General features: G+C 33.7%; 19 protein-coding genes and 1 tRNA gene. 4 read left to right on the top strand and 16 right to left on the bottom strand.

What is annotated here, in order from left to right; translation table 11 throughout:
* Positions 1-29: 29 nt before the first annotated feature.
* Positions 30-950: a YihY/virulence factor BrkB family protein gene (locus tag LrDSM24759_RS03345; protein ID WP_117118192.1), complete on the bottom strand. Its 921-nt coding sequence runs from the start codon at positions 948-950 to the stop codon at positions 30-32.
* Complete coding sequence (gene map / locus LrDSM24759_RS03350) at positions 934-1761, bottom strand: type I methionyl aminopeptidase (RefSeq protein WP_117118088.1); 828 nt, start codon at positions 1759-1761, stop codon at positions 934-936. Before map ends, LrDSM24759_RS03345 begins: the two co-directional genes overlap by 17 nt.
* A 160-nt stretch (positions 1762-1921) precedes the next feature.
* Between map and LrDSM24759_RS03355 the strand changes: the two genes are divergently transcribed.
* Both LrDSM24759_RS03355 and LrDSM24759_RS03360 read left to right on the top strand, forming a co-directional pair.
* Positions 1922-2368: a flavodoxin gene (locus LrDSM24759_RS03355; RefSeq protein WP_117118089.1), complete on the top strand. Its 447-nt coding sequence runs from the start codon at positions 1922-1924 to the stop codon at positions 2366-2368.
* The gene (locus LrDSM24759_RS03360) at positions 2361-2885 is read left to right on the top strand and encodes a GtrA family protein (RefSeq protein ID WP_117118090.1); all 525 of its coding nucleotides are present in this window, start codon (positions 2361-2363) and stop codon (positions 2883-2885) included. Before LrDSM24759_RS03355 ends, LrDSM24759_RS03360 begins: the two co-directional genes overlap by 8 nt.
* 22 nt (positions 2886-2907) lie before the next feature.
* On the opposite strand, the gene wecB is transcribed toward LrDSM24759_RS03360, so the two are convergent.
* From wecB to LrDSM24759_RS03385, 5 genes are all read right to left on the bottom strand, one after another.
* Positions 2908-4050: a non-hydrolyzing UDP-N-acetylglucosamine 2-epimerase gene (wecB, locus tag LrDSM24759_RS03365; RefSeq protein WP_117118091.1), complete on the bottom strand. Its 1143-nt coding sequence runs from the start codon at positions 4048-4050 to the stop codon at positions 2908-2910.
* Between the two features lie 336 nt (positions 4051-4386).
* A tRNA-Arg gene (locus tag LrDSM24759_RS03370) sits at positions 4387-4459 on the bottom strand.
* 48 nt (positions 4460-4507) lie between these two features.
* On the bottom strand, positions 4508-5842 hold the full coding sequence (locus tag LrDSM24759_RS03375; RefSeq protein ID WP_117118092.1) for a PTS sugar transporter subunit IIC: 1335 nt from the start codon (positions 5840-5842) through the stop codon (positions 4508-4510).
* Positions 5842-7095, bottom strand: a complete 1254-nt coding sequence (locus LrDSM24759_RS03380) for a DEAD/DEAH box helicase (protein WP_117118093.1) — start codon at positions 7093-7095, stop codon at positions 5842-5844. Before LrDSM24759_RS03380 ends, LrDSM24759_RS03375 begins: the two co-directional genes overlap by 1 nt.
* An 11-nt stretch (positions 7096-7106) precedes the next feature.
* On the bottom strand, positions 7107-7817 hold the full coding sequence (locus tag LrDSM24759_RS03385; RefSeq protein ID WP_117118094.1) for a GH25 family lysozyme: 711 nt from the start codon (positions 7815-7817) through the stop codon (positions 7107-7109).
* A 108-nt stretch (positions 7818-7925) separates the two neighbouring features.
* Here LrDSM24759_RS03385 and LrDSM24759_RS03390 point away from each other — a divergent pair, with 108 nt between their 5' ends.
* Entirely contained in the window at positions 7926-9239 is a 1314-nt protein-coding gene (locus LrDSM24759_RS03390) for an APC family permease (protein WP_117118095.1), read from the top strand.
* A 39-nt stretch (positions 9240-9278) separates the two neighbouring features.
* On the opposite strand, the gene LrDSM24759_RS03395 is transcribed toward LrDSM24759_RS03390, so the two are convergent.
* The 5 genes from LrDSM24759_RS03395 to LrDSM24759_RS03415 all read right to left on the bottom strand — a co-directional run bounded on the left by LrDSM24759_RS03395 (position 9279) and on the right by LrDSM24759_RS03415 (position 15834).
* Positions 9279-9908 carry a phosphatase PAP2 family protein gene (locus LrDSM24759_RS03395; protein WP_117118096.1) on the bottom strand — a complete coding sequence of 210 codons (630 nt, stop codon included), beginning with the start codon at positions 9906-9908 and terminating at the stop codon, positions 9279-9281.
* Between the two features lie 102 nt (positions 9909-10010).
* On the bottom strand, positions 10011-11393 hold the full coding sequence (locus tag LrDSM24759_RS03400) for an APC family permease (protein ID WP_117118097.1): 1383 nt from the start codon (positions 11391-11393) through the stop codon (positions 10011-10013).
* A gap of 345 nt (positions 11394-11738) precedes the next feature.
* A complete protein-coding gene (gene hpt / locus LrDSM24759_RS03405) occupies positions 11739-12308 on the bottom strand; it encodes a hypoxanthine phosphoribosyltransferase (protein ID WP_117118098.1) in 570 nt (189 codons plus the stop codon).
* 141 nt (positions 12309-12449) lie between these two features.
* Positions 12450-13715: a methionine gamma-lyase family protein gene (locus LrDSM24759_RS03410; protein WP_117118099.1), complete on the bottom strand. Its 1266-nt coding sequence runs from the start codon at positions 13713-13715 to the stop codon at positions 12450-12452.
* A 19-nt stretch (positions 13716-13734) separates the two neighbouring features.
* Entirely contained in the window at positions 13735-15834 is a 2100-nt protein-coding gene (locus LrDSM24759_RS03415; RefSeq protein ID WP_117118100.1) for a putative ornithine decarboxylase, read from the bottom strand.
* 209 nt (positions 15835-16043) lie between these two features.
* On the opposite strand from LrDSM24759_RS03415, the gene LrDSM24759_RS03420 reads away from it, so the two are divergent.
* Positions 16044-17495 (top strand): APC family permease, encoded by a 1452-nt coding sequence (locus LrDSM24759_RS03420; RefSeq protein ID WP_117118101.1) that lies wholly within the window; start codon positions 16044-16046, stop codon positions 17493-17495.
* A gap of 63 nt (positions 17496-17558) precedes the next feature.
* Here the strand turns inward: LrDSM24759_RS03420 and LrDSM24759_RS03425 are convergent, their stop codons facing one another.
* The 4 genes from LrDSM24759_RS03425 to LrDSM24759_RS03440 form a co-directional block, all read right to left on the bottom strand.
* Positions 17559-18926: a hemolysin family protein gene (locus tag LrDSM24759_RS03425; protein WP_117118102.1), complete on the bottom strand. Its 1368-nt coding sequence runs from the start codon at positions 18924-18926 to the stop codon at positions 17559-17561.
* A gap of 107 nt (positions 18927-19033) precedes the next feature.
* A complete protein-coding gene (locus LrDSM24759_RS03430; protein ID WP_117118103.1) occupies positions 19034-19684 on the bottom strand; it encodes a nitroreductase in 651 nt (216 codons plus the stop codon).
* A gap of 154 nt (positions 19685-19838) precedes the next feature.
* Positions 19839-22247 carry a phosphoketolase family protein gene (locus tag LrDSM24759_RS03435; protein ID WP_117118104.1) on the bottom strand — a complete coding sequence of 803 codons (2409 nt, stop codon included), beginning with the start codon at positions 22245-22247 and terminating at the stop codon, positions 19839-19841.
* Positions 22248-22401: 154 nt separating this feature from the next.
* Positions 22402-23058 (bottom strand): DNA alkylation repair protein, encoded by a 657-nt coding sequence (locus LrDSM24759_RS03440; protein WP_117118105.1) that lies wholly within the window; start codon positions 23056-23058, stop codon positions 22402-22404.

Consider the following 23058-nt stretch of genomic DNA (forward strand, 5'->3'; position numbering starts at 1 on the left):
TCTCTTTAATTATACTACTAATAAATTCTTTAATGGGAACTATCTCGTCTTCTTTTATAAAAAGAAATTAAACTATTAGTGCTGTATTTGGTAGGACCATACTTTAATTGATCACTAGTTGCATTAACACAAACCCCAAATAGCAATAATAAAGCTCCCAAATTTAACCAAAGCATAAATACAATAAATGAGCCGATAATGCCATAGTTTTGCCAACGTACTCCAAAATTACGCAAGTATAAACCAAAAACATAAGATAAACCGAGCCATGATATTGTAGTAACCCAGACTCCAGGCCAGATTTTTCTTTTAGCTGTATCGATATTTGGCAAGGCAAGATTAATATACAAATTAATGACCACAATCATTAAAATAATTACCGGCCACTTGTAACTTTCAATTTTATAAACCCACCCTAATGAGAAATTAAAAATAGGATCTAAAAATTCCATTATTTGTCGACCAAACATAAAAAGAAACAGTATTCCTGAAAAAGAGAGTACAAGTAGAGCAGTGATAATAAATGTTAATGTTCGTGCAAACAACACATACCACCATGCTCGCTGTTTTTCTTTTTGATCGACTCCATATATTTTATTCATTGCCAGCCGTATCGAATTGGTTAGTCCCGAAAAAGACCAAATAGATAAAATAATACCAAAAGAAATAAATCCACTAGAGCGTTTTTTCAACAAGGTATTAATAATTGGAATCACCAATTCAGAAATTTGCGCCGGAAAGATTAATTTCAAATAATCTGTAATTGGTCGCGTATCAATTTTAAATAGAGGTAAAATATTTCCTACGATAATAATAATTGGAAAAATACTAAATAAAGCATAATAAGCAATAATAATCGAATGTTGATTTATTTCACCTTGAGCAATAACTTTGATTAACTCATTTAAATAAAGTTTTATTTTTTTACTAAAACTAATCTTCATCTTCATCAAAATGAGGAATATATTTTTCAAGCCCATCATATGGCTTCTGTAAAGTTAAAATCTTAGGACCATCTTCAGTAATAGCAAAAGTATGTTCAAATTGGGCTGATTTTGAACCATCTGGAGTAGCATAGTAAACCCAATCATCATTAGGATCATTTACCGTAGTTTGCTTAATACGCCAATCACCACCAGCTTCAACCATCGGTTCAACAGTAATGGTCATCCCTTCACGTAATCGTAAACCATGCCCAGCTTTTCCAAAATGAGGTACTTCAGGATCTTCATGAATGGTAGGTTGAATCCCATGACCGACTAATTCACGTACATCACCAAAGCCATTGTCTTCTTCAACATATTTTTGAATTACACTACCAATATCACCAATTCGATTACCAACAACGGCTTGATCAATTCCCATGTACATTGCTTTTTTGGTAACATCCATCAATTTTTGATCTTCTTCAGAAATCTTTCCTACCGCATAAGTAGTGCATGAATCAGTTTCATAGCCATCTAAATTGCAAGTTACATCAACTTTAACTAAATCTCCTTCTTTAAGGATTTTATCCTTACGCGGAATAGCATGAGCAATTTCATCGTTTACGCTAACACAAGTTCCATATTTATATCCTTCAAAACCTTGTTCAGATAAACGACCACCATGTTTTTTCATAAAGTCTTGGGCAAATTCTTCAATTTCCCATGTTGAAATACCTGGTTTAATTACATCACGTAAGCCTTCAAACATTGATGCTAAAAGGCGACCAGATCTTTGCATACCTTGTAGTTCACGTTTAGATTTTATAGTAATCAAAATACAATCTCCTTAAATTTAAAAAATTTACTTACTTAACATTATTTAAATACAATTATTATTATAAAGCTTTTTTTAAACTTTTTCTTTATCTCTTTACCCATAACGAATTCCCATCTAGTATAATAAAATATATCTATTGAGGAAAGAAGTTTAAAAAATGAAAGCACAGATCGTATTCGCAAGTATGACAGGTAATAACGAGGATATGGCAGAAATACTGGAAGAAGATTTACAAGATCTTGGTATTGATGTCGAAAGTATTGATATTAGCTTTGCTGATGCAAGTTCATTTGAAGAAGCTGATCTTTGCATTGTTGTTACCTATACCTATGGTGAAGGTGTAATGACCGATGAATTAAAAGATTTTTATGATCAATTATTAGAACTAGACTTAACTGGTAAAAAATTTGCTGTAATGGGTTCTGGAGATAAAACTTATAAGGACCATTATTGTGAAAATGTTTACGATTTTGAGAAAGCCTTCACCAAAATAGGTGCAATTGAAGCTGCTAAACCTGTAACCATTGAAAATGCAGTTGAAGATGATGATATAGCCTTAATTGATCAAGCCGCAAAGGAAATGGCTGGTTCTTTAAATGGCTAAAGATTATCCCTCTGAGAGCAAATCTATCAATAAGGGAGAAATTCGTAAATTAGGTAATCGACTAGTAGCCCGGCATCATGACTTTTATGCCTATACTTTCTTTGGCTTCTTAGCTTCGATCATTAATATTATCGCGTTTGCACTTTTTCATAATTGGTTAAAGATTCCCTGGTTTTGGGCCAATATTATGGCATTCATTGTTTCAACCTTCTCTTCTTTTTCTTTTAACAAACATGGAGTTTTTACTCATAATAAAGACCTAAGTCATGGGGTCTGTTACCAATTGGTTCTTTTCTTTTTTTATCGAATTTTGAGTTTAGTACCAGATAACTTAATCATGTTTTGTGGTCTTTCTTTGCTACATTGGAACACCATTTTTGTTAAATCAATTGATCAAATTGGAGTCGGATTATTTAATTACTTTACTACAAAATCTATCTTTATTGAATCTAGTAGTAAATTCGCAAAAATGTTTAAAAAGATGACAAATTCTCCGATAAAAAAAGGTCATAAGTAGTCAAAAGCTACTTATGGCCTTTTTATTCAAAATCATTTGGACGTTTTTCAGTATCTTTAGCAAAATAATAATATATTGCATCCATAATTCTATCAGCTGCATGACCATCACCATATGGATTTTTAGCGTTTGCCATCTCTTCATAAGCAGTCTGATCTTCTAGTAAGCGCAGCATTTCTGTCTTAACTTCATTTTCTTCAGTTCCAACAAGCTTTAAAGTACCTGCTTTAACTCCTTCTGGTCTTTCTGTTGTATCACGTAATACCAAAACAGGCTTACCTAAAGACGGTGCTTCTTCTTGAACCCCCCCAGAATCTGTCATAATAAAGTATGAACGTTTAGCTAAGTTATGGAAATCTACCACATCAAGTGGATCAATTAAGTGAATTCTTGGATCTCCACCTAGAACTTCTTGCGCAACTTCTTGAACTCTTGGAGATAAATGAACAGGATAAATAATTTCAACATCATCATGTGAATCAACTACTTGTTTCATCACTTTGAAGACACGTCTCATTGGTTCTCCTTGATTTTCTCGACGGTGCATAGTTACCAAAATCACGCGATTTCCTGGTTTAATTTCATCTAGCACATCATGGTGATAATCTTTTTGAACTGTTTGTTGTAAAGCATCAATTGCAGTATTTCCTGTAACAAAAATATTGTCTGCATTATGATTTTCCTTAATCAAATTTGCTTTACTTAATTCTGTTGGAGCAAAGTAAAGATCTGTCATATCATCTGTCATTTGACGATTCATTTCTTCAGGATAAGGTGAATATTTATTCCAAGTTCTTAAGCCAGCCTCAACATGTCCTAAAGTTGTTTGTTCATAAAATGTTGCTAACCCAGCAGCAAAACTTGTAGTTGTATCTCCATGGACCAAAACAATATCGGGCTTTTCTTCCTTAATTACTTTTCCCATATCTAAAAGAACTTTAGCAGTAATATCACCTAAGGTTTGGTTTTTGTGCATAATGTTAAAGTCATAATCGGGCTTAATTTTGAAGATATCTAAAACTTGATCTAGCATTTCACGGTGCTGTGCTGTTACCACCGTTACTTCTTCAAATCTGTCATCATGCTTCAGTTTTAAGACTAAGGGAGCCATTTTTATCGCCTCTGGCCGGGTTCCAAAAACAGTCATTACTTTGATCTTCTTCATATAATACCTCCATACAATTACTTCTACTATACCCTAAAGTCAATAGATTTTGTACCAGTCATATTTAAATATTATGCATATTTTGCTTTAATTATTAATAAGGAGGCTTTTATGAACTGGCTTTTGCTTTTTACAGGTTTTATGATAATAATTACTGTCTTTTTACTAGTTTTTAGTTTTAATACATTCTATGATAAAAGAACACGCTTATATTTAGGCATATGCGGTATTATATCTTTATTCATTTCTATTTATTTATCTTATTTAATTCTTTCAAAACCATGGTTAGGATTATAAAAGGGTCTCTTTGAAAACAAAGAGGCCCTTTATTATTTATGACCCCCGTGAGATTCGAACTCACCTCTACGGTTTAGGAGACCATTGTTCTATCCAGATGAACTAGGGGGTCAGACTAGTTTTACTTTATCATAAAACTAGTTAATACACTATCTTATTCTTAATATTGTGGCATATAAAAATTTCGCTTATTATTTTCTTCACTAGCAATTTTATCTGCAGCAAAAACAAATGGCATCCAGATAAAAAGAGCAATTATCATATTTACAATTGATAAGACAATTGCGCGCCAATCATAGTTACATGCCAAATATGGACCAATAATCGGTGGCATTATACTAGGAACAAAAATTTGTACTGGATTAACCCAGCCAATTTTTGTTACCCAGTACGCTAAAGAAACATTCGCCAAAGGTGCAACCACAAATGGGATTAAGTACACGGGATTAAAAATAACTGGTAATCCAAAAAGGACTGGTTCATTAATATTAAAAATTGATGGTGCCAGAGACATTTTAGCAATCGTTCTAAAATCAGCTCGTTTAGAGAAAATTAAAATTGCTACTACTAAGATTAAAGTTCCTCCTGCTCCGCCAAACCATGCAAAAACATTGAATGAATCTTTCACCCAAATGAAGGGAATGTGACTCCCACTATGAACGGCACTAACATTACTATTTTCTGGGGTCAACCATAATGAATCAATTACTGGAGTAAAAACACTTACACCATTAATTCCAAAGAACCAAAAAATTTGTACTAAAAATGTAACTAAGAGCACGACTCCAAAACCTTGTCCTAGTTTTACAAGTGGAGATTGAATTGCATTAAGTAACCAACTTCCGAAATAGGTTCCGGTCAAACGTTGGAAAATATAGTTGACGATTCCTACAACAAATATTGCAAAAATAGAGGGCAACAAAGTTGATAAGGCCACCCATTCTGCATGTGGCATATTACTTTGAACCTTTAACGTTATCCTTGCTTTATAAATAAGGATAAATAAACCGGCCCCTAGAGCCCCAAATAAAATCGCCGTAAATAATCCAGAAGTTGAAAATTGAGAAACGTCAACTGCATTTTTTAAATCAACAGTGTCCTCAGTTGAAATTTTCAATTTAACAATATTGGTAATACTCATTACAAATGCAATTAATGCAACTATACTTGTAACAAATCGATTCACTTCAAATGCTTTTCCTAGGTGATAACCCCACGAAATAGCAAAATATATTGCAAAAAGAGCAAATGTTCCATTCCAAACAATGTTATCAACTATCATTAAGGGTTGTAGAATATGCGCTAATTCATCCCATCCCCACTGTAATTTAAAAACATTAATCATGCTATTAAATAAGATTGCTAGCGAGCCTGCCATCGTTACTGGAAGCAAAGTGATAAATGCATCTCGCATTGCAACTAACCATTTTACTGAAGCTAGTTTTGCAGCTAAAGGTAAAATATAGGTTTCAAGCCATTTTACTAATTTTGCCATTATTTTTTAACTCCATTGTTCTTTTTTGGATGATAACCCTTATTTTTTTTGTTTTTCCACCGATTTTTCTTATGTTTAACTTTAACTTGCTTCTGTTCTTGCTTGTTTTTTGCCGTACTTTTTTCTTGAGCAATTTTTCTATTTTTCTGCTCTTGAGGGGGAGTGGTGGTTAAATGATAGCCGTCAAAATATACGCGTTCAATGTCATAATTATCACCAACTAACTTACGTAAATTTCGCCAATCATGATCATCTCCCAAAGTAAGAACTGTTCCAGCTTGATTCATTCTCCCAGTTCTTCCACTTCTGTGAATATATGTATTTAATTCTCTTGGAACTTCAAAATTGATCACATAAGTTACATTAGGAATATCTAATCCTCTAGCCGCTATATCAGTTGCAAACAGTAATCTAATTTTTCCCTGCTTAAATTTTTTTAAAATTTTTTCTCTTTTTTGTTTATTAATAGCATTATTTAGAACTTCAAAGGAACTTTTACTATGGGCAAAAATTCTAGCAGTGCGGGCCTCAGTGTCATTGGAATCAAAAAATAAAAGACCTTTAAAATTATCTAGTTTAACTAGACGCTGTAAATACTGAAGTTTAAACTCATTCGAAACTTTTAGAAAATAATGTTTCACGATAGAATGTTGCTCTGGTCTAACATCAATCAGTAAAAATGTACGATTAAATAATGCCTCTGCACTTTTAGTCATTTGAGATTCAGATGCGCCAAACAGTAAAATTTGAGCCTGTGGGCTTAAGTTTTGCCCTAATGACGAAATCAAATCCGCTTTGGTAAACTCTAAAATATCATCTGCCTCATCTACTACTAGACTAGTGATCGAAGATACTTTTATCTTATTATCAGAGATAAAATCAAATAATCTTCCAGGAGTACAAATTAAAATTTGCGGTCTTTCTTTTCTTAATCGCTCTAGTTGTCGTCTACGATTTCCAGCACCAACTAAAGCTAACATTTTTAAATCAAGCGCTTTGGCATAAGGAAGGAGGGCATTACGCGTTTGAATCGCTAATTCCGTAGTTGGTTCGAGAATAATTGTTAAACCGGCTAATTCTTTTGTTCTCACCAAAGTTGGTAAACCATAAGCAAGAGTTTTTCCAGTTCCAGTTTTAGCTAAAGCAACTAAACTAGCGCCATTTTTGATTGCATCATAAGTACGAGCTTGAATTAAAGTGGGGTTAGTTTTATTTTCTCTCTCTAAGACTTGATTAATTGAGTTTGGATACATTTTAGATTTCCTTACTGTGTAAAATTACTACCATATTGTGCTTGATAATTACTCATCCCACCAATATAAGCAAACATGGTTACATTACTATTTAAATTATCAACATTTTTTACTCGACCAGCCTGTGTATAGCACCAAAAACTATACTCTTTTTTATTATGTAAACTTGCGCCAGTATATAAGAAATCTGTTCCGTGCGGAAAATATTTTTTCTTAGTATAATCACCGGCAATTAGAACACGTTTTCCAATATTATTTAATTTTTGACTAAACTGTGCAATTTGATTCCAATATTTAGCAGAATTATCTTTTACAGCTGGTACAATCATGACTGGCAAGTTTCCAGTATTTTGTCCGACTTGTTGCTCAAAATAATTGAATTGTTCTGTCGCACTACTTTGATTACTAAAAGTTACGATTGAGCCAAAAGAAAGCTTAGTTCCCTGTAATCGATCACGGTAGATTAAATAATTATCATCAAAATATGTTTTACCTTGAGTAGCTCGCAAATAGACAAAAGAAATGCCATTATGTTCCAATTTATGGAGATCTACCCCATCAGTATTTTGATCTAACTCTACTCCCAAGACACTCATATTCGATCCTCGCGGTACAGTTGTATTAGTTCGCATATTAAAAAATGCAAATAAAAAACCACAAATTACAATAAGTAAAAGAATAATAATAGCAGGCAAAGTAAAACGATGCTGAAAACGATGCACAGGACATTCCTCCTATCGCTTATTTTAACTAATTCTATCCTTCGATACCAGAATTAGTAGAATTTAGTATAATAGAAATTAAAATTACCAGCCGAAAGGAGTAAGAAATTGAAACGTGAAATAAGCTTCGGTCAAGCACTGGCCACTGTTGTTGGAACAGTAATTGGTGGTGGTGTATTCTTTAAAATCAGTGCGATTACAAGTCAAACTGGCACACCTTCTTTAACTCTTTTGGTTTGGATATTAGCAGGAATTGTCTCAATTGCTTCTGGTTTAACCGTTTCAGAAATTGCTGCTGCTATTCCAGTTACTGGAGGCTCGATCAAATATATTGAATACACTTATGGTAAAGCATGGGGCTTTCTTTTTGGTTGGGCCCAAATGGTAATTTACTTTCCAGCAAATATCGGAGCCTTAAGTGTAATATTTGCTCAACAATTTGCTGTTTTATTTAATATTCCAAGCAAATTTAATACTTTGATTGCACTCGCACTAGCTATCTTTTTAATGATGTTAAATTTTATTTCAACTAAATTTGCTAGTAAAATGCAATCAATCATGACTATCTTAAAGATTATACCGATTGCCCTAATTGTTCTTTTTGGTCTCTTTAATACCAATAAAATTAATTTCAGCTTCTTTCCTATTCAAACTGCACCCGGTAAAAATTTTGCCAATGCACTATCAGGTGGATTGCTTGCGGCCCTATTTGCTTTTGATGGCTGGGTAAACGTCACTAATTTAGCGGGAGAAATAAAACATCCCGAAAAAAATCTTTCCCGTGCAATTATTATTGGCCTTTCTGCAATCACTATTATTTATTTTTTAGTTAATTATACCTTTATTGAAACGGTACCTTTTAATCAAATAATTGGCAATGAAAATACAGCTTACTTAGCTTCCCTAAAACTCTTTGGAAACTTAGGTGGTAAAATTATTACCCTGGGAATATTAATCTCTGTCTATGGAGCAATCAATGGTTTTATTTTAACTGGAATTAGGATTCCTTATACACTGGCAAAGGATAGATTTCTTCCTTTCGCCGATAAAATTGGTAAAACCAATATTAATACCGGGGTACCAACAATCTCGGCCTTAATAATTCTCTTCTTTTCAATCTTAATGATTCTTTTAGGAACTTTCGATATGTTAACTAATATGCTAGTTTTCGTAATGTGGGTTTTTACCACTTTAATTTCCATAGCAGTTGTCATTTTGCGATTCCGAGAACCGAAATTAGAAAGACCTTATGTGGTCCCGTGGTATCCAATTGTTCCAATTATTTCAATTGGTGGTGGGCTTTTTATTATTATCTTTACCCTTATCAACCAGTTCTGGCTTTCCTTAACAGGCATTGTGATTACCCTACTCGGACTACCTATTTATTATTTCAGTCGCAAAGCAAATCATGATACAAAATAAAAGTGGTGGATTCAAATTGAATCCACCACTTTTATTTTGTTAGATATTTATATTCCACAATTTCTTTGCCATATTATGAAGGAATAATTCAACTATTCCAACCCACATTAAAGCAAACGCTAATGATCCACACACATCTGATGGATAGTGAGCAAGTAAATAAACTCTTGAACACATCACTAATCCTAACCAGATAAGTAGAACCACATCTACCCAAATTCTAGTAGTACGATTTTTCAAAATTTTAGGTAACAATACCATTATTAACCAAATTACTAGAATTCCCATACCTAAGGTATGGCCACTTGGAAAGCTAAAGCCATCATCTATAGGCATATGTCCGGCAGGTCTTGCGCGCTGAATAAGATGCTTTACTACAAAACCAATTGCGTCTGCACTAAGCAACGTGATTACTATACTAGAAGCCATTGGCCGCATCTTCTTTAACCAGAGAATAACTGCCAAAATAACCATCCACACTATATTCATCTTTGGTGAAGCAAGAAATGATACTCCCACCATAAAACCATGGAGACCACCAACACTTCTAATCAACTGTTGATAAAAATTATCAAAACTACTGATCCAACTGGCCTGAATCATAATTGAGCAGGCTAAAATCAAAAATATTGGTAATCCAAAATAAATTGCTATTTTAAATCTTTTCATAATCTACTCGTTTCTTTAAAATCAATATTTTAATTTTATCATCTTAAAAACGGACTGAAAAGATTTGATCAAATAATCAAACTAATATTTCTTGAGTAATGTTTAATTAGAATTAATTTTACTATGACGATAGCCATATACTAGATAAATAATAAGTCCAATACCAAACCATATTCCGGCAAAGATAAAAGTATTTAGCGGTAAAAAGCACATCATTCCTATACAGGCCAAGCCAGATATAATCGGCAAAACAGGATAAAATGGCACTTTAAAACTGGGTTCGGGTAAGTCTTTTCTTCTTCTAAGTAAAAGAACACCAAATGAAACAAAAGTAAAAGCAAGTAAAGTACCGATTGAGACTAAATGAGTTAGCTCATCTAATGAGAAAAATCCTCCCATTAAGACAATAATTAAAGTAACTAACCATAAAGCATTTCCCGGTAAGCCCTTTTTATTAATTTTACCAATTTGGGGAGGCAATAACCCATCACGACCAATTGAATAAACTAAACGAGAACTGGAATAAGTCATTGATATCATCATCGTACTCATTCCCACTAATGCGCCTAATGATAGCAAATCAGCTAACCATCCTTGGTTAACTTGACGCAAGGCAAAAGCAACTGGGTTAGCTATATTTAATTTATCAAAATGAACCATTCCAGTTAAGACAACCGAAACAGCCATATATAAAACGGCAGCAATTATTAAGGTCCCAATAATTCCAATTGGCATATTTCTTTTTGGATTCTTCACTTCAGCTGCAGAGGCCGAGACACAATCGAATCCCAAAAATGCAAAGAAAACTGTAGTAGCCCCATGGAAAATACCATTAGTTCCAAAAGGTAAAAATGGCTTGTAATTTGCAGGTTTAATAAAGAATAAGCCCACTCCAACAAAGACAAAAATAATTATTATTTTTAATACCACGGCAACATTATTAACGCGCATTGATTCTTTTAGTCCTCTTGACAACATAAGCGCAATCAATAGGACACTTATTGCGGCCATTAAATTAAAATATGTACCCTGTGTTGGATTATAAGCATTTGTTAATGCATGAGGAAGTGAGATACTGACACTATTTAATAAAGCATTAAAATATGCTGCCCATCCTGAAGAAACAGCCGCTACTGAAAGCATATATTCCAAAATTAGGGCCCATCCTAAAATCCATCCCACTATTTCTCCAAAAAGAAGGTTGCCATATGAATAAGCAGACCCCGCGACCGGAATACTTGAAGACAATTCAGCATAGCACATACTACATAAACCACACACCAGAGCTGCTACCAAGAATGAAAGCGTAACTCCAGGACCCGCAGTTGTGGCTGCAACCGTACCAGGTAAAATAAATATTCCTGTTCCAATAACCGCACCAATTCCCAATGCTAACAGGTCTTTTGCTCCCAAAGTTTTTGCAAATTTTTTATCAGTATTTAAATATCTCCCAATACTTTCCTTCCTAAGAAGATCAAATTTCATAATCTATCCTCGCTTCATAAAATTTCAATCAAAAAAAGCTAACTAGTTGTACCTGAATAATCTAGTTAGCTTTTGCAAATTTTATTTACGTAAAGAAACGCAATGATAACTTTCGCTTTACTAGACTACCTAGCAAAGCTCCAAAACAAAATACTTTGCTCAGGTACAAACAGCCAAGAGTTTGTACCCAAATCACGAGTACAAACTCTACATAAAGTAAGCAAAGTTAAAAAAGTTTTGCATGGTATGCCAGTTATTCATCGTATTTCTCCCTTCTTTTTAATTAATAATTATTAAAACATGACACTATATTATTGTCAATTTTAATTTAAATTTATTTTTATTTTAACGATTCAAGTTAGCCTGAATTACTTCAGGTTTTAAAACACCAATATATGGCAAATTACGGTACTCATTTAAATAATCTAGGCCATACCCAACAACGAATTCATTCTCAACATCAGCCCCGTAATAATCAACTACTACATCTTCTTCACGACGCTCAGTCTTATTCAAAAGTGCACAACATTTTACACTCTTGGCTCCACGCTTGAGTAAATGTTCTTTCATAAACTTCAAAGTATGGCCAGTATCTACAATGTCTTCAACCAAAAGAACATCGCGTCCCTTTACATCTGCTTCTACATCAATATCTAGTCTTACTTTACCACTTGATTCAAAGCCGTCACCATAACTAGATACATCCATAAAATCATTTTGCATCTTAACGTCCATTTGACGAACTAAATCTGTTAAAAAGAAAACAGCACCTTTTAGGACACCAACAACAATTGGATCTTTTCCTGCATAGTCTTGAGTTAATTGTTGACCTAATTTCTGACACATTTTTTGAATATCATCTTGACTATATAAAACTCGATCAATAATTTGATCGATATTATCGCTTTTTGTCATTTTTCCCTCCACTATCAATATCTTAAAGCTTAAACTTGTTGGAATTGTTAGTTGAATTATAACATTTACTAATTAAAAAAAGCACTCATTCTGAGTACTTTTTCAATTATTATTCGGTTTTTACTATCTATATTATTAAACTTAACCTTTTTTATAAAAAGTATCATTTACAGCACGAGTAATCGCAATTTTGTCATGGGCATATGACAAACCACCTTGAATATAAAGCATATAAGGATCGCGTAATGGACCATCAGAAGATAATTCAATTGTTGAGCCTTCAATAAAACTACCAGAAGCCATTACAACATCATCCTCATATCCCTCTTGGTGATAAGGAATGGGATCTACAAAAGAATTCATTGGTGAATAATGTTGAATAGCAGCACAAAACTTTACCATTGGATCTGGTTGACCAAAAGTAACAGTTTGTACAATATCCGTTCTTGGTGCATCCCATTTTGGTGCAACATCCATTCCCATTTCTTCACATAAGGCCGCTGTATAAATCATTCCTTTAAGTGCTTCGCCGGTAGTATGTGGCGCCATAAAGAAACCTTGATACATATCACGTAAATAGCCCCAAGTAGCACCTTCGCTTTTTCCTGCTCCTGGAACCGTTAAACGACTTCCAGCGCCGTCAATTAAATCTTGACGTCCAACTAAAAATGCACCACTTTTTACTAATCCCGCACCAGCATTTTTATATAATGAACCGGCCATAAGATCTGCGCCATAAAAAGTAGGTTCAATACTTTCTGAGAATTCCCCATAACAATTATCAATAAAGATATTAACGTCTGGGCGCACTTCTTTGACAAATTCAATCATCTTTTTAATCTTGTCAACTGTAAAGCTAGCACGAGTAGAATAACCTAGAGAACGTTGAATAGCCACCACTTTAATCGATGGATCCATAATATCTTTACGTGCTTGTTCATAATCAACATTACCCTCTACCAATTCAGTAGTTTTAAAATTAATACTATATTCTTTCATATTACCCGGCTTATTCCCAGCTAAACCGATCACTTCTTGAATAGTATCATAGGGCATGCCGGTTAAATAGTATAAAGTATCATTTGGACGTAACATACTAAAAAGTGCGACTGCAATTGCATGAGTACCAGAAGCAAATTGAGGACGCACCAAGGCATCATCTACTTTAAAATAATCAGCATAAATTTCTTCTAATTTGTCACGTCCCATATCATCATAGCCATATCCTGTTGATGGCACCAAATCTTCTTCACCAACATGATGCTTTCTGAACAATTCCAAAACTCTTTGTTGATTGTAAAGAACTTGTTCATCAATTTCATCAAGCTTTGGTTGAATTTTCTTTTCTACTTTCGCAACCTTTTCTTGTAATTCTTGTGGTAAATTTTCTTTCCAAGATAAAACCACTTTTCATGATCTCCTTTTACTAATTATTTTCTTTCAAAACTTCTGCTTGAACTATTAGTTTACCATTTTCATCTGTTTTAAAATAGACACCTTGGATTTCTGGTACAAAACCTGGAAATTCTTCAATTGCTCCTTGTAAAACTTCAAAATACTGTTTATCCACTTTACTCCATCGCTCTCCTGGCGCAACAACAAAAATACCAGGTGGATAAGGCAACGCGCCTTCAAGTGCAATGCGATTTTCTACGTCTTTAAGATCAACTAATTCGCTATTATTTTTCATAAATTCATAATCTGCTTCTTTAGGAGTAAGAGGGTACTTTTGCAAATTATTTTTGGCAAATAATTCCTTTTGTAAGGTGAAAGTCTTATTCTCACGATAATAATCATGCATTTCTTGAGCAAGTTGTTGAATTGAATAATTATGATAGCGGTCAGGATATTGGTCAACTAATTTAGGTAATACCTGTTCTAAATTTGCATTTTGCTTATAAAGTTCTTCAAATTCTAGCAAAGCATTTAATAAAATATCTAAATCCTTTTTTGTATCTCCTGGTGTTAACAAAAATAATAATGAATAAAGATCATGCTTTGCGGGAATAATTCTTTTTTCCATTAGAAATTCAGAAACAATTGGTGTTGGCAGACCACGAGATTCATAAATTGAATTCGTATTATTAATACCAGTAGTAGCCAAAGTGATTTTCATCGGATCAATCATTGCTTCACCAGTGGTAATTTTGTTAAACCCGTGCCATTTATCTTCAGGATTTATTTGCCATAATGTAGAATTAGTAGCCAATTCATCAGTTGAATGATTGATAAAGTCTTTAGGGACAAATGGAGTAAATAGGTCAGATTTTTTAATTAACTGCTTTCTAAATTTAATCCCCAAACGCAAAATATCATCCCACCACTTTTTGTTGCCAGCACCAGTAGTTAAAGCTGAATTAAGTACAAGTGAAGCATAAAGAGGATAAGAATAGCTCGTTGTCACGAATTTAAGATAAGCATTATTAAAATGTTTATGATCTACATAACGTTTTTGACCTTTAATATGACTATCTTTTTTTAAAATTTGTGAAGCTTGGCCCATTCCTGCTTGTTGTTTATGCAGAGACTGGGTAACTAAAATGCCTGGATCATCGGGACCCAACTTCAAATCAAGTGGTGAAAGTTCATGCATCACTGGTAAAAAACCTTCAAAGCCACCCCAAGCACAGTCAAATAAAATGTAATCACATAGATGACCAATTTTATCAATAATCCATTGAGGACGATAAAAAATCCCATCGTAAGTTTCAAGTTGAATAATTGCTAAACGAAAAGGTCGCTTCTTTTTTGCTCTTTCTGGATCAACTTTGGCAATTTCAGCTCTAATTGCAGAATCTGATAGCTTGGCCGGATCCATTTCACCAATTAATCCTAAAGCATTACGATCTGTTGGAATATAAACTGGACGTGCCCCTGTCATTACCAATGCGCTATTATATAGTGATTTATGATTATTTCGATCAAACAATACTAAATCATCATCAGTTAATAATGCACTAGCACAAATTGAATTGGCACTAGTTGTCCCATTAGTACAAAAATAAACTTTATCAGCATTATAGGTTAAAGCCGCTTGTTTTTCGGCGGTTAAGGGGCTGCCATCATGCATCATCATGTCCCCTAGTTCAGGTACTGTATCACTAGTGTCAGCATACATCAAATTTTTCCCAAAAAAACGATTAAATACTACTCCTGCGGGATGTTTATCATAATATTGTCCATTATGATGACCCGGGGTAGTAAAACTAACTGGTCGATCAGTTGCAAAATGAATCAGATCACGTAAATATTGGGGCACCATTTGATCGCGATAATTAGTTGCTTGCGTAAAAATAGAATTAATATTCTTTTCTAACTTATTGGGAATGACTTGAATAATTGGAGGCTTTAATCCTGATGAATCCTGTAATTCTTTAACTAAAGTCAGATCCTGACTATTATCAGAATTAATTACAATAGCAGCTACACTGGCTAAATTAAGATTTGAGTTTAAACTAACATATTTCCATTCTGAATTTTGTGGTAAGGTAATATCTTTTCCCACCGCAATATCTAAAAAATTCAAAAAATGCCTCCTATAACGATAACTAATCCGCCTTGAATTATTTATGAAAAACTATATAATTTTGGGACGGGTATCCTTTAGGGATAAATTATAAAGATTTTGGAGACAAGTACAAGTGAAAATATTAAGTCCACTTTTACCTCTACGCCCTCCTAATATAATTCTGTAAATTTATTAATAGGATTTAAGAAGTTATTTTGGAGGTTTTTATGGAACATATGGAATATATTGAGCCACAGAAAAAACACTATATGGCATGGCCAGTTATTGCCTTAATCGATTTTGTAACAATTATTAGTTTTGAGAATATTTTTTATCCTTTTCAAAATCAAGGACTTTCAGTAGTCATTTCATGGATATTTCTATTCTTTTCTTACGTATTACCATATGCACTTATTTCGGCTCAAATGAGCTTAACTTTTGATAACCAAGCTGGTGGCTTGGCCTCTTGGGTACGACGTAGTAGTAATGATACCTTGGGCTATTGGACCAGTTGGATGTATTGGGTACAAAGCGTACCTTATATTGTTGATGTGTCAAACTCAGTAATCGTATCTTTTAGTTGGATGATTTTAGGAAATAATTCACTAGATAAAAGAATGTCTACATTTTGGTTTGGTATTTTAACATTTATTATTATCCTAGTTTTTATTCTTTTGGAAAATCTCCTCAAGAATTCTCTTGAAGTTTTATCACTTATTGGTGGTGGTGCAATGTTTATCATGTCATTCTTATTTGTATTGTTGGCAGGATATGCAGTAATGCATGGACATCATATTGCTACCCAACCGTTTAACTGGAGTGCATTTAAGCCTTCCTTCAGTTTAAATTACTTCTCAACTACTGGACTTTTAATTTTTGCTATTTCTGGAGCAGAATTAGCTGCACCTTATGTCTCCGAAATGAAGAATCCTAAGCGTGATTTTCCTAAATCAATGTGGCTATTAGCCCTTATGACTGGTTTCTTAACTATTTTTGGTACTTTGGCATTAGCCATGTTCTTTAATGCTCATCATATTCCTCATGACTTTAAGATGAATGGACCTTACTATGCCTTCCAATTACTTGGTGAAAGTTTAGGAATGGGTAAAGTCTTAATGTATATTTTTGCAGTAGTTCAAGCAGTCTTTATGATGGCACAACTTGCTGTTCTTCTAGATGCTTCTAGTCGTGTCTTTGCTGGAGATGTTGCTGACAAATTTATGCCTAAATGGCTTACTAAAAAGAACAAAAACGGCCGTCCAATTCATAGTTACACTATTACTGCTGGTTTGAGTTTATTCTTATTACTCTTAACCGGTACTTTACCTAACATTAATACTATTTATAATTGGCTTTTAAATGTGAACGGGATTATTTCCCCATATAAAACTTGTTGGGTGTTCTTTGCCTTTGTTGCAATGCGGATGCATCAGGAAAAATATCATTCTAGCTATGTCTTTATTAAAAATAAAACTGGTGCTCTAACTATGGGTTTCTGGTGTTTAATTTTTACCTTTATCTGTGCAACTTTAGGATTTATTCCTCAAAATATTGCCTTTGGTACTAAAGGATTTAATCACCAATTAATCATGAATATTATCACTGTCCTTGTTTTATTTGGACTTGGCTTTGTGATGCCTTGGCTTAGAAAAAGAGAAAAAATACGAGAAAATAATTAAATAAAAATACCTATTTCGATCGGATAATCGAAATAGGTATTTTTTTATTTAATGCATTGATGCTTAACTTTCTTTTTCATCTGAGCTTGGCTTTTCTGATGATTTTGGTTCTTCTAGCTTTGAAACAATAAACCAACGCATAAAACCTTGCTCAACACTATTTAATTTGAATTTAAACCCACCGAACTCAATACTCTGTCCTTGTTCAAGATCTGGATAATGTTCCATCATATAACCACCAATTGTGATAACATCACTATCTTGAAAAGCCTTAATTTTCACATGGAAATAACGTTCAAAATCATAAAGTGTAGTTTTACCAGATACATGAATTTGATCATGATCATCCCGGATAATATATTCATCAGAAACATCATCAATTTCATCTTTAATGGTTCCAAATAATTCTTCATAAATATCTTTATCCGTTACAATACCGCTCGTTCCACCATATTCATCTACTACTAGTACAATTGGCGTATGACGCTTAATCATTAATTGTAAAATTTCTTGAATTAACATTGATTCTGGTACAGTGATCATTGCCCTAATAATCCGTGCAATAGGCGCCTTAGGATCATCTTGGTATTGGCTAATAATATCATAGGCATAGACATATCCTACTACATCATCTTTATCGTTATCACGTACAACTGGAAACCGACTAAAACCCTCTTTTAAATACATTTTTAGAGCTTTACTTACATTATCAGTAACATCTAGTACTTCTAGCTCTGTTCGGTCAGTCATAATATCCTTAGCTACCTTATCATTTAATTCAAAGGCACGCTCCATATAAACGAGATCATTTTTATCTAGGGAACCACTCGAAACAGCATTCTTAGAAAGTTTTAAAATCTCAGATTGTGAATAAACTTGCTGTTCTTCATCTGCCGATTCCATTCCTAACAAATGTAAAATGCCACTTGCCGAAACATTTAACAACCATACAAAAGGATAAACTAGCCAATGAAAAACATTTAATGGATTAACAATTGCCATTAAACATTTGACTGGCATATCAATCGCAATATTTTTAGGAACTATCTCAGTAATCACAACTTCTAAATAAGTAAGCAAGATAATCCCACAAACAGCTCCTAGTACTCCAGCAGTTTTTTCTCCAAAAAAATGTCCGATTCCAAATAAATCGGTTAACAATTCTTCAATGGTAGATTCACCAAACCAGCCAAGAATAACTCCGACTAAAGTTGTCCCCACTTGCGTAGTTGACAAGGATTCATTTAAATTATGCACCATGTGCAAAGCACGCTGAACCTTCTTTTTATTTCCGGTTCCGTTGGCAAGCATTTCCTCTAATTGACTTGGTCTAGTAGTAACTAAAGCAAACTCCGCAATTACAAAGAATGTTGCAATTACAAAAGTAATAAGTATGATAATTAAATTAGTTGTTATTGTATTTGCAGACAAATTTTTCACCTTTATATTTTTACATTCTCACACTTATATTCTAGCATTAAATATTTTTTTGAAAATAAAAAGAACTAGCGGATTCTAGTTCTTTTCAAGATTATTAATTATTTAATAAATTTTACAACTCGATCTAAGTTTTCACGTACAGAACGGTAATCATTAATTGATGCGCGTTTATCTTTATAACCTAAACCAATTCCCATCCCAATTGCTTCATCTTCACCAATTGGCATATATTGACGAATAATATCAGGATAACGAACAATCGCGTGAGCAGGCATTGCAGAAATACCGTGATCAACTGCAGATAACATTAAAGTTTGTGCAAATGCACCCAGATCAAAAATTGACCATGCTGGTGATTTCTTAGGAATTGTTAAGAAAACCAAAGTTGGAGCATTAAACAAAGTAATTTGAGCCTCATCAAATTGTTTCATTTCTCCACGAAGAAAATAATTTAACGTATCACTCATAGTAGCCATATTTTGACTTGGATAAGTATCCCATTCAACTTTCATTACTGAGGCAAAATCTTCCCTTGGTTGTTCACCTGATTCAGTCAATTTTTTGAATTTTGCTCTTATTTCCTTAACTACATCACCAGATGCCACGTAGGCACGCCATGGTTGAGAATTTAATAAAGAAGGTGAACGTTGCGCATCAGCTAAAATAGCACGAACTGTTTTTTCACTGACCCTCTGATCAGTAAATTTTCTTACAGCCCGTTCTTTTTCTAAAACTTCTTCAAATTCCATATAATTATTCTCCTAACAACTAAATATTCTTCCAAATACCCTTACTTTAATATTACGTAATTTCATATAATATTTGCAAGTATTTTTACAAATAAATTTAGTTATTCATTATAAATATATTATAAAAGAGACTACGATTTGTAGTCTCCTTTATTTAATTCTTTAAACCTGCCCATTTCCATTCTGTAACTTCTGGCATATCTTTACCATTATCACGAATATATTGGTGGTGTTTTGAAATTAAATCATCCATTTCACTAAGGAAAGCAGCATTCTTATCTACCATTCTTGGTACACTTTCAATGACATCTTTTGCCAAATCGAAACGATCCATGTGGTTCAAAACACGCATGTCAAATGGAGTAGTAATGTCACCATTTTCTTCATAGCCATGAATATGGACTTCGTCTTTACCACGACCACGATCAAACCAAATTGATTCCATCATTGGTTTGAAACCATGCCAAGCAAATACTACTGGAACATCCTTAGGGAATAAGCGGTCAAATTCTTCCTTACTCATTGCCTCAGGGTTCTTCTCTGGAGTCATCATCTTCATGACATCAATTACGTTCACGTAACGGATCTTAAGCTCTGGGAAACGCTTGTGAAGTAAATCGATTGCTGCTAAAGTTTCGATTGTTGGTTCAGTACCGGTCGATGCTAATACGATATCTGGCTTTGCATCTTTATCGGTAGATGCCCAATCAACATAACCTAAACCCTTATCTACTAATTTCTTGGCTTCTTCAATTGTAAACCATTGTGGACGAGGTTGCTTTGAAGTAACTAAAACATTGATTACTTCGCGATCTCTAAATGCCTTATCAGATACAGCAAGTAAGGAGTTAGTATCTGCTGGAAGATATTCGTGAATTAAATCTGCACGTCCCTTTTCAAATAAGTGAGTAAGAAGACCCGGATCTTGGTGAGTATAGCCGTTGTGATCTTGTTGGAAAACAGTTGAAGTATCTACAATATTTAATGCAGGGTAATCGTGACGCCATTCTTGTTCTTTTGCCTTTCTCAACCACTTCATGTGTTGCGTGAGCATTGAATCTACAACACGCCCAAAGGCTTCATAAGTAGCAAAGAAGCCATGACGTCCAGTAAGAACGTATCCTTCAAGCCAACCTTCATCTTGATGTTCTGATAATTGTGAGTCAATTAAGCGACCAGTCTTGCTTAAATCTTCATCATTTGGTTCGTGGATACTTTCCATCCATTGGCGTTTTTGATTATCAAGTAATTGGAATAAACGGTTAGATTTTGATTCATCTGGACCAAAACCACGGAAATTATCTGGATTCAATTTAGCAATTTCATCTAAATATTTTGCCCATTCAGCCATATCTTGTTTTTCGACAGATCCTGGCTTATCAAATTTAATCGCAAAATCACGATAATCTGGCATATTTAAGACTTTAGGATCAATACCACCATTAGTTACAGGATTCATTGCCATTCGTTGGTCACCTTGGACAGTGTTTTCCAAAACAATATCCTTTGGAGAACCATCTTCATTGAATAATTCTTCTGGCTTGTAACTCTTCATCCAGTCAATCAACATGTCTTTATGTTCCATATCACCTTGAGCTACTGGAATTGGAATTTGGTGGGCACGGAAACTATTCTCGATTGGATTACCATCAAGATCAAACTTAGGACCAGTCCATCCCTTAGGAACTCTAAAGACAATCATTGGCCATTTAACTTGAGAATCATCGTTATTTTCACGAGCATTCTTTTGAATAGCCTTAATTTCTTCAACTACTTGATCCATAGTTTTAGCCATTTCTTCATGAACTTCCATATGGTCCTTGTAGCCATTAAATTCACCATCTTTATAAGCAGATACAAAGTATGGTTTCCAGCCCATTCCTTCAAAGTATTTAGTTAAATCTTCATCACTCATCCGTGAGACAATAGTTGGGTTAGAAATCTTAAATCCATTAATTTGTAAGATTGGAATTACTGCACCATCTTTAATTGGGTTAATAAACTTACTTGAGAACCAGGATGCAGCTAATGGACCAGTTTCAGATTCACCGTCACCAATTTCTACAGCAGCAATTACATCTGGATTATCTAAAATTGCACCCACACCATGAGAAAGTGAATAACCTAATTCCCCACCTTCATGAATAGAACCTGGTGTTTCAGGAGCAGCATGTGAAGCAACTCCACCTGGGAAACTAAATTGTTTAAATAATTTAGTCATACCCTTTTCATCTTGGGTAATTTCAGGATATCTTTCAGTATATGAACCATCAAGATATGAATTTGAAACCATTACTTGGCCACCGTGACCAGAACCTTCAATATAAAACATATTTAAATCATACTTTTTAATCGCACGATTTAAGTGGGCATAAATAAAGTTTTGTGGCACGATAGTACCCCAGTGACCAATTGGTTTAGGTTTAACATCTTCAGCTTTTAATTCTTCTTTTAAAAGTGGATTTGACATTAAGAATAATTGACCAACTGATAAATAGTTGGCTGCGCGCCAATATGCATCTACACTATTTAAATATTCTTTTGAATCGTAATTTACTGCCATAATTTTCTCCTTAAAGTTATGTGTAAACTTTTATTCCTACATGTTAATAATAAAATAATTAAATCATTTATTCAACCATTCAGTTAATTGGTAGGTTCCAATTTTATGCTTTCTTAACATAAACAAAAAAGGCGGTCAAAACCGCCCTGTTTTATTATAAGTACTTACTACTCTCTTTGATCGAAAGTGGAGTTAATTGTTCAGAATATTCATTTATAAAACTTTTAACCCAGTGGGGATTAGTCTTTGAATAATCACGTAAAGCCCATCCGATAGCTTTATTGATAAAAAATTCCTTACTATTAAGATTATTCTTAATAATTTTTGCCAATAATGCCGTATTCATCTGATCTTTGCGCAGTAATTGATGTTCAATCGCAAAGCGTCGTATCCAGATATTATCATCTTGGGACCATTTAAGCATTAAATCATTTACCCGTTCATCATGTAATCCCAAATAACCAACAGGCTTAATTAAACTATCTATTGTATCCCACCATGATTTTGTTCGAACGAAATTTTCAATTTTATCCATATCTGAAAACATTAGATACTTTTTCAAAGCTATTAAATAATCACAAGCAAAATACTGCATCTCTCGATAAGGATCATTCCAAGCTTGATTTAATAAATCCCAATCAATCTTTTTATTTTTCTTTTCCAGCTTTAGATTTTCCGCATAAATTTTACACCGTGCAGGAGTATGATAGCCATAAAACAAAAATTTATTCTTCATATACTGGTGCATTTCGCCAGCTACACCAGCATCAGCATTTTGCATAAATTTTTCTTTTAAATTTTGAAAGTCCAT

Origin of the sequence: Lactobacillus rodentium (genome assembly GCF_003423665.1) — a bacterium.
GTDB lineage: Bacteria > Bacillota > Bacilli > Lactobacillales > Lactobacillaceae > Lactobacillus > Lactobacillus rodentium.